Origin of the sequence: Streptomyces sp. NPDC002088 (assembly GCF_040296605.1) — a bacterium.
In the GTDB taxonomy this organism is placed as follows: domain Bacteria; phylum Actinomycetota; class Actinomycetes; order Streptomycetales; family Streptomycetaceae; genus Streptomyces.
In genome coordinates this window covers 216,073-232,244 of the sequence record NZ_JBEOXO010000014.1, presented here as the reverse complement: position 1 = coordinate 232,244, position 16,172 = coordinate 216,073, and the positions used below count along the sequence as shown (strand labels likewise).

General features: G+C 71.1%; 12 protein-coding genes. 6 read left to right on the top strand and 6 right to left on the bottom strand.

Annotated features, from left to right (window positions below; all coding sequences use genetic code 11):
* Both ABT114_RS28470 and ABT114_RS28465 read left to right on the top strand, forming a co-directional pair.
* On the top strand, positions 1 to 556 hold a 556-nt coding region (locus ABT114_RS28470; protein WP_351145729.1), incomplete at its 5' end, for a polysaccharide deacetylase family protein.
* 63 nt (positions 557 to 619) lie between these two features.
* Entirely contained in the window at positions 620 to 871 is a 252-nt protein-coding gene (locus ABT114_RS28465; protein WP_502988404.1) for a hypothetical protein, read from the top strand.
* Positions 872 to 1,092: 221 nt separating this feature from the next.
* Here the strand turns inward: ABT114_RS28465 and ABT114_RS28460 are convergent, their stop codons facing one another.
* The gene (locus tag ABT114_RS28460) at positions 1,093 to 1,683 is read right to left on the bottom strand and encodes a GNAT family N-acetyltransferase (RefSeq protein ID WP_351145728.1); all 591 of its coding nucleotides are present in this window, start codon (positions 1,681 to 1,683) and stop codon (positions 1,093 to 1,095) included.
* Between the two features lie 176 nt (positions 1,684 to 1,859).
* Between ABT114_RS28460 and ABT114_RS28455 the strand changes: the two genes are divergently transcribed.
* The 3 genes from ABT114_RS28455 to ABT114_RS28445 all read left to right on the top strand — a co-directional run bounded on the left by ABT114_RS28455 (position 1,860) and on the right by ABT114_RS28445 (position 3,588).
* A complete protein-coding gene (locus ABT114_RS28455; RefSeq protein WP_351145727.1) occupies positions 1,860 to 2,690 on the top strand; it encodes a DMT family transporter in 831 nt (276 codons plus the stop codon).
* Positions 2,691 to 2,781: 91 nt separating this feature from the next.
* Positions 2,782 to 3,036: a hypothetical protein gene (locus ABT114_RS28450; protein ID WP_351145726.1), complete on the top strand. Its 255-nt coding sequence runs from the start codon at positions 2,782 to 2,784 to the stop codon at positions 3,034 to 3,036.
* A 78-nt stretch (positions 3,037 to 3,114) separates the two neighbouring features.
* Complete coding sequence (locus ABT114_RS28445; RefSeq protein WP_351145725.1) at positions 3,115 to 3,588, top strand: GNAT family N-acetyltransferase; 474 nt, start codon at positions 3,115 to 3,117, stop codon at positions 3,586 to 3,588.
* Positions 3,589 to 3,772: 184 nt separating this feature from the next.
* On the opposite strand, the gene ABT114_RS28440 is transcribed toward ABT114_RS28445, so the two are convergent.
* The 5 genes from ABT114_RS28440 to ABT114_RS28420 are packed head-to-tail and all read right to left on the bottom strand — an operon-like array spanning position 3,773 to position 8,601.
* Positions 3,773 to 4,024, bottom strand: a complete 252-nt coding sequence (locus ABT114_RS28440; protein ID WP_351145724.1) for an acyl carrier protein — start codon at positions 4,022 to 4,024, stop codon at positions 3,773 to 3,775.
* Positions 3,988 to 5,034, bottom strand: coding sequence for an NAD-dependent epimerase/dehydratase family protein (locus ABT114_RS28435; RefSeq protein ID WP_351145723.1), 1,047 nt, complete (start codon positions 5,032 to 5,034; stop codon positions 3,988 to 3,990). Before ABT114_RS28435 ends, ABT114_RS28440 begins: the two co-directional genes overlap by 37 nt.
* The gene (locus tag ABT114_RS28430) at positions 5,031 to 6,629 is read right to left on the bottom strand and encodes an AMP-binding protein (RefSeq protein ID WP_351145722.1); all 1,599 of its coding nucleotides are present in this window, start codon (positions 6,627 to 6,629) and stop codon (positions 5,031 to 5,033) included. Before ABT114_RS28430 ends, ABT114_RS28435 begins: the two co-directional genes overlap by 4 nt.
* Positions 6,626 to 7,585 (bottom strand): alpha/beta fold hydrolase, encoded by a 960-nt coding sequence (locus ABT114_RS28425; RefSeq protein ID WP_351145721.1) that lies wholly within the window; start codon positions 7,583 to 7,585, stop codon positions 6,626 to 6,628. Before ABT114_RS28425 ends, ABT114_RS28430 begins: the two co-directional genes overlap by 4 nt.
* Complete coding sequence (locus ABT114_RS28420) at positions 7,579 to 8,601, bottom strand: 3-oxoacyl-ACP synthase III family protein (protein ID WP_351145720.1); 1,023 nt, start codon at positions 8,599 to 8,601, stop codon at positions 7,579 to 7,581. Before ABT114_RS28420 ends, ABT114_RS28425 begins: the two co-directional genes overlap by 7 nt.
* 160 nt (positions 8,602 to 8,761) lie before the next feature.
* Here ABT114_RS28420 and ABT114_RS28415 point away from each other — a divergent pair, with 160 nt between their 5' ends.
* Positions 8,762 to 16,138 (top strand): SDR family NAD(P)-dependent oxidoreductase, encoded by a 7,377-nt coding sequence (locus tag ABT114_RS28415; protein ID WP_351145719.1) that lies wholly within the window; start codon positions 8,762 to 8,764, stop codon positions 16,136 to 16,138.
* Positions 16,139 to 16,172 lie beyond the last annotated feature (34 nt).

Here is a 16,172-nt window from a genome sequence, read left to right as displayed (position 1 = left end):
CAACATCACCATCGACGACGGCCCCGACCCTGTGTGGACCCCGCAAGTGCTCGACGTGCTGCGGGAGTACGGGGTGAAGGCCACGTTCTGCATGGCGGGGACACAGGCGCAGGCCCACCCGGACCTCGTGAAGAAGGTGGTCGCGGCCGGGCACCGGCTGTGCGACCACACGGTGTCGCACGACACCACCATGGACACCAAGTCCCAGGCCTACCAGTCACAGCAGCTACTCGACGCCGAACGCATGATCACCGAGGCGTCCGGGGGCGTACGGCCGATGTACTACCGGGCGCCCGGCGGGGCTTTCACCCCCTACAGCCGCACCCTGGCCGCCTCCCGGGGCATGCGCCCGCTGGGCTGGAACGTGGACTCCAAGGACTTCGAGCGGCCGGGCACGGACGCCATCGTCGCCACCGTCGAACGGGAGCTCCCCAACGGGCCGACACTCCTCTTCCACGACGCGGGCGGCGACCGCTCCCAGACCGTCGAGGCCCTGCGCCAAATCCTCTCCTGGCTCAAGGAGCAGGGCTACTCCTTCGGCTTCCCGGTGCGCTGAGCCCCGGCCCTGGCCGGTCACGGCGTTCGCGGTCCCGGCCCCGGCGCCAGGTACACCAGCAGCTTGCCGGTCGCGATCGGCACCGACGCACTCGTCTCCCCCTCCACCGGCCCCAGCCCGCTGGACCTCCTGCCGTACACGCCCGAGGGCAAGCCCGCGCCGGGCACGTTCCGGCGCGGGGTCTCGCCGGGGATGGTCAAGCACCAGGGCACCCAGACCGTGCTGTGGGCCGAAGCGCAGTTCGAGGAAGCCTGCGGCGTGTTCAATATCGCCAACCTCATCAAGAACGACCCGACCGCCGGAGAAGGGGATTAGCCGACCACGGCCGACTCGCTCGGGGACAGCCTGGACCAGGCGCTGGAGGGGGCGTTCACCCGCCCGCCCCCAAGTCCGCGCAGGCCCAGATGAGGTACCTGGTCAAGCAACCAAGACCACCAAGGCCGCTGCCGAAGTCCTCGGGGTGTCCCGGCGCACCGTGGAGCGGTACGTCGCGGGCCCGCCGTGTCGAACCGTCCCATCGGCAGGGTCCGGGGGCTTCATTCCCCGGAAGTCGCAGTGGCTCCGCGCGATGCTGGCTGAGCGATGTCGGCCCACTCGTGGTCGAGCATGGCGTGGACGACGGAGTCACGCCACTGCCCGGCCTTGAGGATGTGTTCACGAATGGTGCCTTCTTCGACCATGCCCGCGGCCGCCATGGTCTTCGCCGACGCTTCGTTCAACGGGGAACGAGCTCCCCACACGCGGTGAAGGTCCAGATCCTCGAATCCGAGGCCGAGCAGGAGGCATACGGTCTCGAGTCCGTAGCCGACTCCCCAGACGTCCGGGCGCAGCGCGAAGCCGAACGTGGCTGCGCGCTGCTGGTGTGGGTCGATGGCGATCCGACCGAACCCGATCACTTCGCTCGTGTCTCGCTCCACGACGGCGAGCGCATACTCGTTGCGCGGTTCCGCCGTGGCTGAGGCGATGGACCGGGCCACGATCTGGCCGACCTGGTCGCGGGTGCGCGGCTCGAACGAAAGGTGCTCCGTCGCCTCGGAGCTGCCGTAGATGGCAAGCACCGCGTCGACGTCCTCGAGAGCAAGTTCACGGAGGGCGAGCCGTGGACTCGAGCGTGTGACCGGATGCATGCTGGGGACCCTACCCGCGCGGCAGAGCCGGCCGATGGCTGAACGATCTCCGCGGTGCGACTTCCCTCATCGGTAGGACTGTTTGCGCCGACAGCCGTCACGCGGGCGCCCCGGACACGGCGCCACTCCCCGCCGCCTTCCCGGCCGACAGGCTCCCGGACCATTAGCGTGCGGTCATGGCACTCGGCCTGCTCCTGGCACTCTGCGCCTCCGTCCTGATGGGAACGGCGACCGTCTTTCAGGCGCTCGGCGCGCGAGCGGTGGCCGCCGGGGGGCCGGGAGCGGCGGTGCGGGCCACATGGCAGTGGCCGTTCCTCGTCGGGATCGCCCTCGACACGCTGGGCTTCGTGTGCCAACTGGTCTCTCTGCGCTTGGTCCCGCTCTTCCTGGTGGAAGCGGCGGTCGCCGGGTCCCTGGCGGTGACCGCGGTCGTCGCGGCGGGCCTGCTGCGCGTCCGGCTGCGGCGGATGGAGTGGGCGGCGGTGGGCGCAGTGTGCTGCGGGCTCGCGCTGATGGCGATCGCGGCGGGCCGTGAGACGGGCGGGGACGGCGACGACACGATGCGGCTCGTCGTGCTGGCAGGCTCGGTCGGGCTCGCGGTGCTGGGCTGGGCGGTGAGCACCCGCTTCGTCGGCGTGCGCCAGCATGCCGCCGTGCTGGGCGGTATGGCGGGGGTCAGTTTCGGTCTGGTGGCCGTCGCGGCCCGGTTGCTGCCGGGCCTGACCGTGCCGGGCATCTTCGCCGAGCCGGTGGCGTATGCCGTGGTCCTCTCCGGGCTCTGCGGCTATCTGCTGCTGATCGGGGCCCTCCAGTCGGGTGCGGTCACCGCCGCCACCGCGGCGATGGTCATCGGCCAGACCGTCGGGCCCGCGGTCTTCGGCATCGTCTGGCTGGGCGACACCACCCGGCACGGACTCGCGCCACTCGCGGCAGCCGGGTTCGCGCTCTCGATCGCGGGTGCACTCGCGCTGGCCCGCTTCGGCGAGGCGGAGCAGTACACAGCGTAGGCACTACGGACACGATCTTGACGAAGGTCGCGAGCAGGGCATGGCGGGCAGGACGTCGCCGCCCTGTTCCAGGTACTCGGGTGGACCAGCGGTGCGCTTGCCGCTGCGCTGGCTGGGCTTTCTGGCGGAGCACCGAGGTGACGGCGGCATCCGGTGGTGGGCGCTCTACCACCGCGCGCAGTGGCAACTCGCCCTGGTCTACGGCCTGGCACTGACCGCGCTGGCGGCGGGCCCCTCCGTGCTCTCGCAGGCTGCGGGGACCGCAGTGCTGGCGGGCGCGCTGTGGGGGACGGCGTGCGGTGAGGTGACCCCCGGAGTGTGGACACAGGGTTCATTCTGCGAGTGAGAGTCTCGTGCTGTGACCGGCAACGTTCACCGGGTTAACCGTTGGATGTAGTCCCTGACCGTCTTGTAGGTTCCCGGCGTGAGTGACGACGGCAAGACTCAGATCCGATTCGCGGCGGAGGCGGACGCAGCCGTGATCGCGCGTATCCACATGACCTCTCGGTCGGCGTCTATGCCCTATCTGCCGGCGCAGAAGCGCAATCACGAGCAGGTGACCCGATGGGTCCGGGACGTCCTACTCAAGCAATGTCGCACCTGGGTCGCAGTGCGTGATGCGGAGATCACCGGCTATGCCGCCCTTGACGGCGACATGCTCGAACACCTCTATCTGCACCCCGACGTCCGCCGGCAGGGAATCGGCACGCTACTCCTCAACGAGGTCAGGCGGCACAGCCCGGACGGGGTGTCACTGCACGTCTTTCAGCAGAACAACGATGCCCGGGCGTTCTACGAGCGCCACGGTTTCACCGTCCTCGACACCAGCGACGGCGATCGCAACATGGAGAACCTGCCCGACATGACCCTTCGCTGGACACCCGACCACGCCCGGTGAACCGTGCCGCCAGAACGAGCCGCATGGCATGACTGGTCCGGTTACGACGCGTTGAGGCCACAGCTTGACGAGTTAGGACCCTGAGGCGTCTATGCGGTCAGAACACTAGCTGTCCCGTGGTGCTGCTGTTCGAACTCCCCGGCCGGGGTGAGCAGGCCGAGTCCGGTGTTGGCAACGGGCGCTGTCATGAGGACGTCACCGCTTCCGTGCGCAGGGCGTCGACGTGGTCGACGACCTCGGCGACGGTCGTGCCGCGGGCGGCGTACTCCTTGTCGATCTTCACGCCGAAGCGTTCGTGGAGGATGAGCACAAACTCCGCCAGGGCCAGGGAGTCCAGTTCGAGCCGCTCCAAAGTCGTCTGGGGGTGGAGTTCGTCCTCCGGTACGCGGAAGGTACTGGTCAGGACGGAACGGATGACGTCGTAGGTTTCCGGCACGGTGATTCCTTGCTGTCGTCCAGGGCGGGCGGTGCGGTCCGGGTCAGCTCGTCCAGGCCGTCGTCGAACCCGATCGGCGGCTCGAACTGCAGGTGGTGGCGGGCTGCGGTGAGGTCGAAGTGGTGCGGGTGCAGCAGTTCCGCGACCAGGAGCCGGCTCAGGGCGTGGGTGCGGGGGCTGCGGGTCATGCGCAGGTATGCCTCGCTGGCGGCCGCGGCGGCCGTCGCCAGGCGGGGCGGGACGGTGCACCAGCGGGCGCTGATGCCGGCGGCGTGCAGGAAGCGGAGGGCGATCTCGCGCAAGGAACGTGGGTCGCCCTGGCCGATGAAGTAGGCACGGCCGCCTGCCTGTTGGGGCTGCTGGAGGCGGTCCAGGGCGAGGAGGTGGGCGTGGGCGGCGGTGCGGACGTGGGTGGTGTCGATGAGGTTGCCGCCCTCGCCGGGCATCAGCAGACGGCCGGCGCGGACGGCGCGGGCGAGGGCGGGGACGAAGTGGGGGTCCCCGGGGCCCCAGATGATGTGCGGGCGCAGCGAGACGGTGGCCAGTTCGGGGCTGTGTGCGGCCAGGACGAGTGCCTCGGCATGGGCTTTGGTGTGGGTGTAGGCGGCCAGGTGACGGCGTGGGTAGGGAAGGTCTTCGTTGGCGCCTTCCAGGCCGCCGGGTTGGAAGACGACGCTGGCGGTCGAGGTGTAGATGAGGGTGTGGACCTGGTGGGCGCGGCACTGCTCGATGACGTGGTGGGTGCCGACGACATTGGTGGCCCAGTAGGGCTGCGGCGGGCCGCTGACGCCGGCGAGAGCGGCGTTGTGGATGACGGCATCACAGGCCGCGACGGCGCGGGACACCGCGGCCGGGTCGGTGAGGTCGCCCAGGTGCTGTTGGACTCCCAACCGTTTCAGGGCGGGGCTGGGGCGGCGGCTGAGGGAGGAGGTGCGCATGCCGCGGTCGGTCAGCTGGCGACAGATCTCCTGGCCGAGGAAGCCGCTTCCACCGGTGACCAGTACGTTCACCGGGTCCTCCCGGGCAGGCGCTTGGCGGCCCAGACTGCCAGCCGAGGGCGGTCGATCTTGGAGTTGTGTCGGGGATCGGTGGGGAAGCCGGGATGGAGCAGCAGAGCACCGATGCGGTGGCCTTCTGGATGGCCGCGCAGAGCGGTGCGTACGGCGTCCAGGGCAGTGGCGCGGGGAACGGACGGAAGGGGCTCCACGCACAGGACCGGTTCCTGGCATCCGGCCGGGCCGACACCGACCAGGGCGGTGCGCCTGACGCCGGGTGCGGTGTCGGCCGTCGTCTCGATGTCCTCGGTGGTCAGAGTGAAGGCGGAACCGGTCACGAGGTGGGTTTTGCGGCCGAGGAACCACAGCCGGCCCTGGTCGTCCAACCGGCCCAGGTCTCCGGTGCGATGCAGCAGACCACGGCTGGTGACGATCTTGGCGGTGGCGTTGGTGTCGGGGCGGCCGTGGTAGGCGGGGCTCACGGTGGGCCCGGATACAGCGATTTCACCGAGCCCGGTGACGTCGGCGTCCAGGATGCGGGGCTGGACGCCGGGCAGAGGGTGGCCGAGGCAGGTGCCGGTCTGCCCGGCGGGCGGCTGGAAGGCCGCGTTCCGCAGGTCGTGGTCGGTGATCGCGGAGACGGGCAGGCATTCGGTGGCGCCGTAGACGCTGAGGATCTCGGCGTTGTCCGGCAGTGCCTTGCGCAGGGCATCGGCGAGTTGGGTGCGCAGGGGTGCGCCGAAGGACAGGACCCGGTGGACGGACGGCAGGCGCACGCCGTGGCGGGCGCAGTGCTCGGCGATGAGTCCGAGGACGGCGGGCGAGGCGAGGATCGCGGTGACCTGGTGCCGGAGGATGGGGTCGACCAGTTCCCTCGGTGGTGTGCGTGCCGGGGCGAGGTGGTTCACGGCCGGGGCGACGGTGGTCAGGCCCAGGAGCGGGCCGAGCAGCGCCACCGGCAGGAACCCTGCGAGGAGTACGTCACCGGGCTGGGGGGCGAGCAGCGTGGTCAGGGCGTCGAGTTGCCCGGCCAGGGTGGCGTAGCGGTACTCCGCGCCTTTGGGTCTTCCGGTGGAGCCGGAGGTGAAGGCGATCATGGCCAGGTCGTCGGCGGCGGGCTCCTCCTGGCGCCAGGGTGGTCCGTCACCGTCCGGCACGTGGATCGCCAGCCGCCGCCCGAGGGCGAGGCGCTGGCCGGGCAGCGAACGGCCTGTCACCAAAGGCATACGGACGTGGCCGCGGCCCCAGCCCAGAACACGGCGTCCCAGGTGCGCCAGAGGTTCGCCGATGAACAGGTCCGGGGCGATCTCCCGCAGGCAGCGGCCCACCTCGGCGCGCGGTTCGATCAGGGCGGGGACCGCGCCGAGCGAGCACAGGGCGTACGAGACGGCCGTGAGGTCGTAGGCGTCACGGGTCATGACGACGGCCTTGTGGCCGGGGCGGACACCGGCGCTCTGGAGAGCCGCCGCGGTAATCCGGCAGCCCTGCAGCAGTTCGCCACGCGTGATGATCCGCGTGGAACCGGCACGGCAGCTGATGAGCGCGGTGGCGTCGGGTTGTTCGGCCAGGCGCGCCAGACGGGCAGCGACGCCGGGGGCGGTCACGGTCATCGGGGTCCTCGCAGGAAGTCACGGATGTGGCCGCTGAGTTCATCGGCAGCGTCTTCCATCACGAAGTGGCCGGCGTCACGGAAGCGGTGGATGACGGCGTGCGGGAAACGGCGGGCCCACTCCTGAAGCACCATCGGGGTGAACACCGGGTCGCGCATGCCCCAGCCGATGAGCACGGGCAGGGCGGCCAGGTCGACGCCGGGCGTGGAGGGTTCGAGCAGTCGCCACACCGGGTCGGCGGTGTCCCTGGGGATGGCACGGACCGCATCGGTGATCGCCCTGCGGTCGGCACGGCGGGCGTAGGGTCGCAGGTAGGCGCGGCGTTCGGACGCGTGGAGCGGGTGGTGGACACCGGCGTGCACGGCACTGCGCGCGAAGGCATTGGTGAGGTGGACGAAGTCGGCCACGGGCCGCTGGTCGCGGATCCAGCGTAGGTAGAACGGCAGTTGGTAGCCGACGGGCCAGGGGAAGGCGAGGGTGTTACAGACGACCAGGCGGGCCACGACCCCCGGGTGTCGCAGGGCCCAGGCGATGCCGAGCGGGCCGCCCCAGTCGTGCACGACCAGCGTCCAGCCTTCCTTCGGTACTCCTGTGTCCTCCACCAGGTGGCGGTGGAGGGCATCGAGGTGGTCCAACTGGGCGTGGTAGGGGTCCGGGACTCCCTGCGCGGGCCTCAGATGGCGGGAGAGTCCGAAGCCGGGCAGGTCCGGTGCCAGGCAGCGGGCATGCGGGGAGAGCCGGATGAGCAGCTTGCGCCAGGCGTAGCTCCATGACGGGTTGCCGTGCAGGAACAACACCGGGTCACCGGTGCCGAGGTCGAGGTAGTGCTGGCCGGTGGCCGGTACGCGCCGCCAGTGCCGGGGGGCGGGGTAGCCGGGCAGCAGCCGTTCCAGAACCGCGTCTCGGGTCGGCCAGGTGGGGAGGGCCGGGGCACGGCTGGGGTCGGCGGTCACCATCGGACGAGAGCCAGGCCGAAGCTGAAGCCACTGGCCACGCCGAGCATCGCCACGGTGTCGCCGGGTTCGATGCGGTCGGCCTCCCTCGCCTTGACCAGTTGCAGGGGAAGCGAGGCTGCCGCGCAGTTGCCGTGCTCGGCCACAGCGGGCATGCACCGGCTCTCGGGCAGGGAGAACAGGTCGAGCATCTCGTGGTACTGCGGCATGGCGATCTGGTGGAAGGCGATGAAGGCTCCGGCACGTGCTGCCCGCAGTTCGCCCTCGGCGCCGGCCAGAATCCGCGGCAGGGCGTCGAGCGCGCCTTGGCGCAGATCTCCGTTCAGGCGCAGTGTGGTGTGGTCGTCGTGCACGGAGCGCTCGTGCATGGTTCCCCCGCCGGCCACTGTGCAGGCTTCCCACGCGGCGGAGTTGGCGACGAACTGCAGGGACAGGACGCCGGGATCGTCCTCGCCCGCAGGACCGGCGGTGAGCACCATCGCCGCGCCGGCGTCGGAGGCGGTGTAGCCGGGCAGGGCCCGAAGCAGGGCCTGGCGGTCGGGGGCGTGCCAGCGTGTGACCAGGGAGCCGACTTCCCCGCAGGCGATGAGGACTGTGCGGTAGCGGCCGGCGGCGATGAACGACGCGGCCACCTCCATGGCGTTGAGCACGCTGTTGCAGGCGTTCTTGACGTCGAACACCGGGCAGGAGGCGCCCAGTTTGGCGGCCGCCAGATGTGAAGTGGCGGGTTCGATCAGGTCCTGCGCGGTGGCGGCGAACAGCAGCAGGTCGACGTCGTCGATCTTCAGTCCGGCCTCGTCGAGCGCCTTGCGGGCGGCGGCCACGGCGAGATCGGAGGCGTTCTCGCCGTCCTCGCGCACGTGGACACCCCGGACCCCGGTGAGATCCTCCAGCAGTCCGGGCGGCGGGGCGTAGCCACCGGTCTCGGTGATCTTGGCACGGATCTCGTCCATGGTGCGGTAGTTGGGCGGCAGGTGAGCGGCAACGGCCGTGATGCGGGCACGCGGGGCTTGGAGCACCGCGCCACCGTAGCGGCGCCTCAGCCGCTACGGCCCGGGAAAATCGCCTGGTGAGGAGCGCTCCACCCCAACGAGTGATCCGCATTGGCTTTCCCCACCCGTGACCCTCTTCAATCTGCACCAAAGCCTCCAACTGGCGCGAAAAGGCGGGAACCTGACGATGCAGCGCGAACGATCCGTGGCAGTGGTGGGTGTCGGCTGTCGGCTGCCCGGCGGGATCACCGACCTGGACGGACTGTGGACCGTGCTGCGGGAGGGTCAGGACATGGTGGGCGAGATGCCCGCCGACCGGTTTCCCAGGGAGAGGATGGTCGACCCGGGGACCGTGCGCGCCGGCCGCAGTTACACGGCCGCCGGAGGCTTCCTCACCGACGTCGCCTCGTTCGACGCCGCCTACTTCGGCATCTCCCCCGCAGAGGCCCGGCACGTCGACCCGCAACAGCGCCTGCTGCTGGAGATGGCAGCCGAAGCGCTCGACGACGCCGCCATCCCCGTCGAGGCGCTGGCAGGCTCGGACACGTGTGTCTATGTGGGTGTCTCCGATCCTGCCTACGGCACGAACCTGACACTGATGGGGGACCATACAAGTCCTCACACCATGCCCGGTGCCACGTTGTCCATCACGGCGAACCGCATCTCGTACGCCTTCGACCTGCGCGGGCCGAGCATGGCCGTCGACACGGCCTGCTCGTCCGCGATGGTCGCTCTGGACCGCGCCTGCCGCACCCTGCGCGAGGGCTCCAGCCGCGTCGCTCTGGTCGGCGGTGTCAACGTGCTGGCGAGCCCCTACTCCTTCGCCGGATTCTCGTACGCGGGCATGCTGTCGCGGCGCGGACGCTGCGCGGCGTTCTCCGCCGACGCCGACGGCTTCGTACGTGCCGAAGGCGGCGCGGTGCTCGTCCTCAAGCGCCTGGCGGACGCGATGACCGACGGGGATCGCATCCACGCCGTGCTGGTCGCCACCGCCAACAACACCGACGGCCGCACCACCGGCCTGGTCCTGCCCAGCGCCCCCGCGCAGGAGGAGCTGTTGCGGACGGTCTACGCCGAGGCCGGGATCAGCGCGGACGACCTGGTGTACTTCGAGGCCCACGGCACCGGCACCCAGGCCGGGGACCCTGCGGAGGCCGAGGCCATCGGCCGGGCACTGGGCCAACGCCGCAGCAGCGGCCTGCTGCCGATCGGCTCGGTCAAGACGAACCTGGGCCACCTGGAACCCGCCTCAGGCATGGCGGGCCTGCTCAAGGCGATCCTGGTACTGCGCCACCGGCTGGCGCCGGCGTCCTTGCACGCCCTCCCGCTCAATCCCGCGATCGACTTCGACGGCCTGGGCCTGGCCCCGGCCGTCGCACCGGTCCGGCTGCCCGGCGCGGAACGGGCCGCGGTAGGGGTGAACTCCTTCGGCTTCGGCGGAGCCAACGCCCACGCCATCCTCACTCCGCCCCCCGCTCCTTCGCCGGCCGACCGCGCTGCGGAACCGCACGCACACCGCGTGCCCCTGGTCATCTCCGCCCGCTCGCCCAAGGCGCTGCAGCAGATGGTCACCCGCATGGCGCAGCGACTGCGGGACGCGCGACCCGCCGAGTTCTACGACCTGGCCTACACCAGCACCGTGCGCCGCAGCGCACACCAGCACCGGGCCGCCGTACTGGCCGTCGGCCCGGATGATGCCGTCCGGGAGCTGGAGCGGCTGGCGGCCGGGGAGCCCGCCCACGGAGCGACCGTGCGCAGGAGCGAGCGGGACGGGATCGCGTTCGTCTACTCCGGCAACGCCTCCCAGTGGCCGGGCATGGCTGCCGACCTGTTGGAGCACGAGCCGGTCTTCCGCGAGGCCGTCGAGGAGGCCGACGCGGCCCTGGCCCCGCATCTGGGGTGGTCGGTGGCCAAGGAACTGGCCTATCCGTCCGCACCTGCCTGGCAGCGCACGGAGGTGGCGCAGCCGGCGCTGTTCGCCGTGCAGGTGGGCCTGACCGCGCTACTGGCCTCGCACGGGCTGAGGCCGCGGGTGGTGGCCGGGCACAGCGTCGGCGAAGTGGCGGCGGCATACGCTGCGGGAGCTCTGACCCTGGAGCAGGCGGCGCTGGTCATCGCGGAACGCAGCCGCACCCAGGGCGCCACTGCCGGGCGTGGCCGCATGGCCGCCGTCGGCCTGCCGGTCGAGGAGGCCCGCGAGGAACTGCGCCGTTTCGACGGGGCGCTGGAGATCGCGGGGATCAACAGCGACCGCGATGTGACCGTCGCCGGGTCCGCCGAGGCACTGGCCGTCTGGGGCGCCGAGTTGGCCGGCCGCGGCGTCTTCTTCCGCGAACTGGACCTGGACTACGCCTTTCACAGCAGTGCCATGGACCCCATCGAGGAGCCCCTGTGCACCGCACTGTCCGGCCTGACCCCCGCCGCTGCCCGGGTTCCGTTCGTCTCCACCGTCACCGGCACCCCGCTGAGCGGGCAGGAGCTGGATGCACAGTACTGGTGGCGCAACGTCCGCGAGCCGGTGCGCTTCGCCGAAGCGGCAGCCCACATCGCGGCCGAGCACGCCGACACCGTGGTCGAGATCGGCCCGCACCCGGTGCTACGCCCCTACCTGCGCCGCACGGGCACCACCTGCATCCCCACCCTGCACCGCGACGGAGACGGCCCCCGCGAGACCGCAGCGGCGGTCGCCGCTCTGCTCGCCTCCCGTCCCACCACCGACTGGCGGCTCCACTTCCCCCGCCCGGGCCGCGTGGTCGACCTCCCCTCCTACCCATGGCAGCACGAGCGGTACTGGCACGGCACCCCGTACGGCCTGATCGCGCGCACCAGTGGCAGTGGCGAGCTGGACCACCCGCTGATGGGTGAGCGGATGCCCGCCCCGCACCCCGTATGGCACGGCACCGTCGAGCCTCAACTCGTGCCCTGGCTGGGCGACCATCGGATCGGGGACGACGTGCTGATGCCCGCGGCCGCCTACGTGGAGATGGCGCTGAGCGCGGGCCGACGGGCACTGGACCACCCGGTGGAGGTGCGACACCTGGAAATCGGCCGCATTCTGGCCCTGCAGTGGCCCGACCCCACACCGGTCGCCCTGCAGACCGCGGTCACGCCCGAGGACGGCGCCCTGGCCATCAGCGTCCGCGAGGAACACGGCGGCGAGTGCCAGCCTGTCGTGCGCGCCCAGGTACGCACCCTGCTCGGCGCCGCGCCCGCCCCGCTCGACGTCACCGCGCTCACAGCACGCTGCCGACGCTCCCTCGACGGCCCGGACTTCTACCAGATGTGCCACAGCATCAACCTGAACTGCGGACCGGCCTTCCAGCTCATCGACCACATCGACATCGGGGAAGAGGAACTGCTCCTCTCCTACCGACTCCAGCACGCCACCGACGCCTACACAGCTCACCCGGTGCTGCTGGACGCGCCGCTGCAGGCCACCGTCGCCCTGTCGGAACTGACGGCGGAATCCGCCGCGTTCCTGCCGTCCGTGTTCGGGGCCGTACGCGTGTGGCGCACCCCCGCGTCGACCGGCATTGCGCACCTGCGCCGCCGGCACCGCAGCGCCAACGAGATCTGCTGGGACATCACCTACGCCGACCACGACGGCACTGTCACCGTCGAGATCGACGGCTGCCGCACCCGCCGCAGCCACCTGTCCGAGCACACCCCACTGACCGTTCAGCGCACTGTTCTGCGAGCAGCCCCCCACCCAGTCCCTCCTGCTCCGCCCTCCCCGCTCCCCGCACCCGCCGAGGTGGCCCGAGCGGCAGAACCGCGCATCACCGCGGCCCGCACCGCCCTGGACGACACCGGCCACCACCGGTTCGTCCGCGCGGCCGAACAGGCCGGAGCACACTGCTGGGCCGCTGCGCTGCACGGCCTCCTCGCCGACTCAGCGGCCCCCTTCTCGATGCAGGTCCTCCTGGCCGGTGGCCTTCAGCCCCTGCACCGGCGCCTGGTGCGGCTGATGATGCCTTTGCTGGCCGAGCACGGCCTCGTCCAGCCTGTGGGAGACACCTGGCGGCTGACCGACATGGAGTTCCGCTCCGAGCAACTGCTGCGCGAACTACTGGAGAATCATCCCGGGTTCAGTGCCGAAGCACTCCTGCTCAACCGGCAGCTGCGCCATCTGCCCGCAGTTCTGCGAGGTCGCGTCGACCCACTCGAGCTCCTGTCGGCCGGCGACAGCGCGCACGAGCAACTACGCGAGACCGGTCCCGCGCACCGTTTCACCCACCGTGCCGTCCAGGCGCTGCTCAGCGACCTCGTCACCCGCTGGCCCGCCGACCGTCCGCTGCGCGTCCTCGAAGTGGGCGCGGACACCACCGCGCTGACGGCCGCCGTACTGCCCTTGTTGCCGGCCGAGCAGACCCACTACACCTGCACGGCTGCCACCAAGGCCGGCCTCGCCCGCGCCGAGCACCGCTTCGCCTCGTACGACTTCGTCGACTACCGCACCGTGGACCTGAACACCGATCCGGCCGATCAGGGGCTGCCCCGGACCGGCTTCGACCTCGTCCTCGCGGGCGACGCACTCCACGCCACCGCCGATCTGACCGCCACCCTGCGACACCTGCACGCCCTGCTGGCGCCCGGCGGATACCTGCTGGCCACCGAACCGCACCATGTGCCGCTCCAGGCACTGCTGTTCGGTGCTCTGGAAGACTTCTGGCAGCGCAGCGACCGTACCTTGCGCCCGGCCTTCCCCCTCCTGGCGCGCGATCAATGGGTACCTCTGCTGGAACGGTGCGGCTTCCCCCACGCGGTGCAAACCGATACCGAGGACCGTACCGTCCTGCTGGCGGCCCGCGACCACAGCCACTCCAGGCAGTGCGTCGTACCCCAGCCTGCCCCGGGTACCGCCTGGGTGATCGCCACCGAGAGCGACACGGAGGTACCCACGGCACAGGCACTGGCCGCTCTGCTCGGCGACGCCACCGTGGTCCCCGCATCCGACGAGGCCACCACCTGGACCGGGCTCCTGCCCACGAGCCGTCAGCCGCGTATCGCACTGCTGCTCGGCGAAAGCGGACCCGGCAGGCAGGAGACCGTCGACCTGACCACCCGCCGCGCCGCCGTCCTGCGCGCCTTGGCCACCGCCTGCGAGAGCCTTCAGGGAGGTGCGACGCCCCACGTGTGGCTGATCACCCGCCCCACCGGCCTGTTCCCGGCACCGGAGCTGCCCTCGCATCCGAACGACGCGGGCATCTGGGCGGCCTGCCGCACCCTCGCCCACGAGCGGCCCGATCTGCGCGTGTGCCGCATCTCCTGCCACCGCACCGGCGACACGACCACCGACGCGCAGCGCCTGGCCGGAGAACTCCTGGCCACAACCGGGGACGACGACAGCCGTCAGGAGGACGAGATCGTCCTCACCACACAGGGTCGCTTCGTGCCCCGGCAGATCCAGCACCCGGCGAACGAACCTCCCGTCGCCCCCGCCGGCACACCGTTCGTGCTGGAAGCCCGCGACCCGAGCCTGCGACGACGGTTGATCTGGCGCCAGACGGAGACCCCGAAACCCGGACCGGGCGAGGTGGCCATCGAGATGCGGGCCGTGGCCCTGAACTACCGCGACGCCATGCGGGCCAACGGCCTGCTGCCGCCTGAAGCCGTGGAGAACAGCCCCCTCAGCCGTGGACTGGGCACCGACGGCGCGGGCGTCGTCCTCGCCGTGGGACCGGGCGTGAACCACCTGAAGGCCGGCGATCGCGTCTGCGGCATCGTCCCAGCGGCCCTGGCCTCGCACGCCGTCACCCCGACCGGCGCCCTCCTGCGCGTCCCGGACGCAATGAGCTTCGCCGAGGCAGCGACCATTCCCGTCGCCTTCCTGACCGTCCACCACGCCCTGGTCGACCAGGCCCGCCTGGCCCCCGGGGAGACGGTGCTCGTCCACGGTGGAGCCGGAGCGGTGGGCCTGGCCGTGCTGCAGTGTGCCCGAGCCCAGGGCGCCCACGTCATCGCCACCGCCGGGACCGAAACCAAACGTGACCTGCTGCGCACCCTGGGTGCCTCCCATGTCCTCGACTCCCGCAGCCTGGACTTCGTTCCGCAAGTGCGAGAGCTGACCGGCGGGCAGGGCGTCGACGTCGTGGTCAACTCGCTCAGTGGAGAAGCGATCGCCCACAATCTGGACCTGCTGCGCCCCAACGGCCGGTTCATCGAGCTGGGCAAGCGGGACATCTTCCTCAACAACCCGGTGACGCTGCGCCCCTTCCACAACAGCCTGACCTTCACCGGCTTCAACCTCGACGCCGTGATCGGCGATCCCGTGCGCCGCCCTCGCCTGATGACCGACATCGCTGCAGAGATCGCCTGCGGCACCTACCAGCCGCTGCCCCATACGATCTACCCCGCCGCACGAGTCGACGAGGCTTTCCGTCTCCTGCAACACTCCCGGCACATCGGAAAGGTCGTCATCTCCTTCGACGCTCTGGACGAGCCCGTCCCCGTCGAACCGGCTCCTGGGACACTCGCCCTCGACCCCGACGGCACCTACCTGATCACCGGCGGACTGAGTGGGCTCGGCGGCGCCACCGCCCACTGGCTGGCCGACCACGGCGCCCGGCACCTGGCCCTGCTCTCCCGCCGCGGACCTCACGCGCCCGAAGCGCCGTCCCTTCTCGCCCACCTCACCGAGCGAGGTGTACACGCCACCGCCCATGCCGTGGATGTCACTGACCAGGCCGCGCTACGCCAGGTCATCGACACCGTCGATGCCACCGGGCACCCGCTGCGCGGCGTCGTCCACGCCGCGATGCACATGGACGACGCGCCGCTGTCGCAGCTCACCGACGACCGGTTCGCCGCCGTGCTGGCTCCCAAGGCAACGGGCGCGGCACTGCTGGACTACCTCACCGCGGACCGCGATCTGGATCTGTTCCTCACCTACTCCTCGGTCTCCGCCACCATCGGCAACCCCGGCCAGTCCGCCTACGCGGCGGCCAACGCCTACCTGGAGGCCCTCGCCCGCGCCCGGCGTGCCTCTGGGCTACCGGGTACGGCCCTGGCCTGGGGGCCGATCAGCGAGACCGGGTACGTCGCCCGCAACGCCATGGAATCCGCCATGACCGAACGCGGCCTCGAACTCCTGACCCCGGCAGAGGCCCTGAACACCGCCGGCCACTTGCTGGCCGCCCACACCGACGTCGCAGGCGCAGGCCGCTACCGCTGGGGCGCCGCACGCCAGCTGCTGCCGGCCCTGGCCACACCCCGCTTCTCCCTCGTGGCCCCGGCGTCCTCGGCGGCCTCCGCGGACGCCGGCGACGAACTCCGGCGGACGCTGGCCGACCTGCCCGCGGACGAGGCGCTGCACACGATCACCGACCGGCTCGCCCACCTCCTCGCAGGAGTCCTGCAGACCGATCCGGCCGACATGGATCCCACCCGCCCCGTCACCGACTTCGGACTCGACTCACTGCTCGGCACACAGTTCCTGGTCAACGCCCGCGACCTCTTCGCCGTCCGCCTCGCACCGGCCGACCTGGCCACCGGACGCACCCTGTCCCACTTCGCCCACCTGATCCAGCAACGGCTCAACCTCCGCACAGGCGACGCGGAGTAGGAAGGAGAAGAAGAAGGAGAAGAAGAGGGACGCC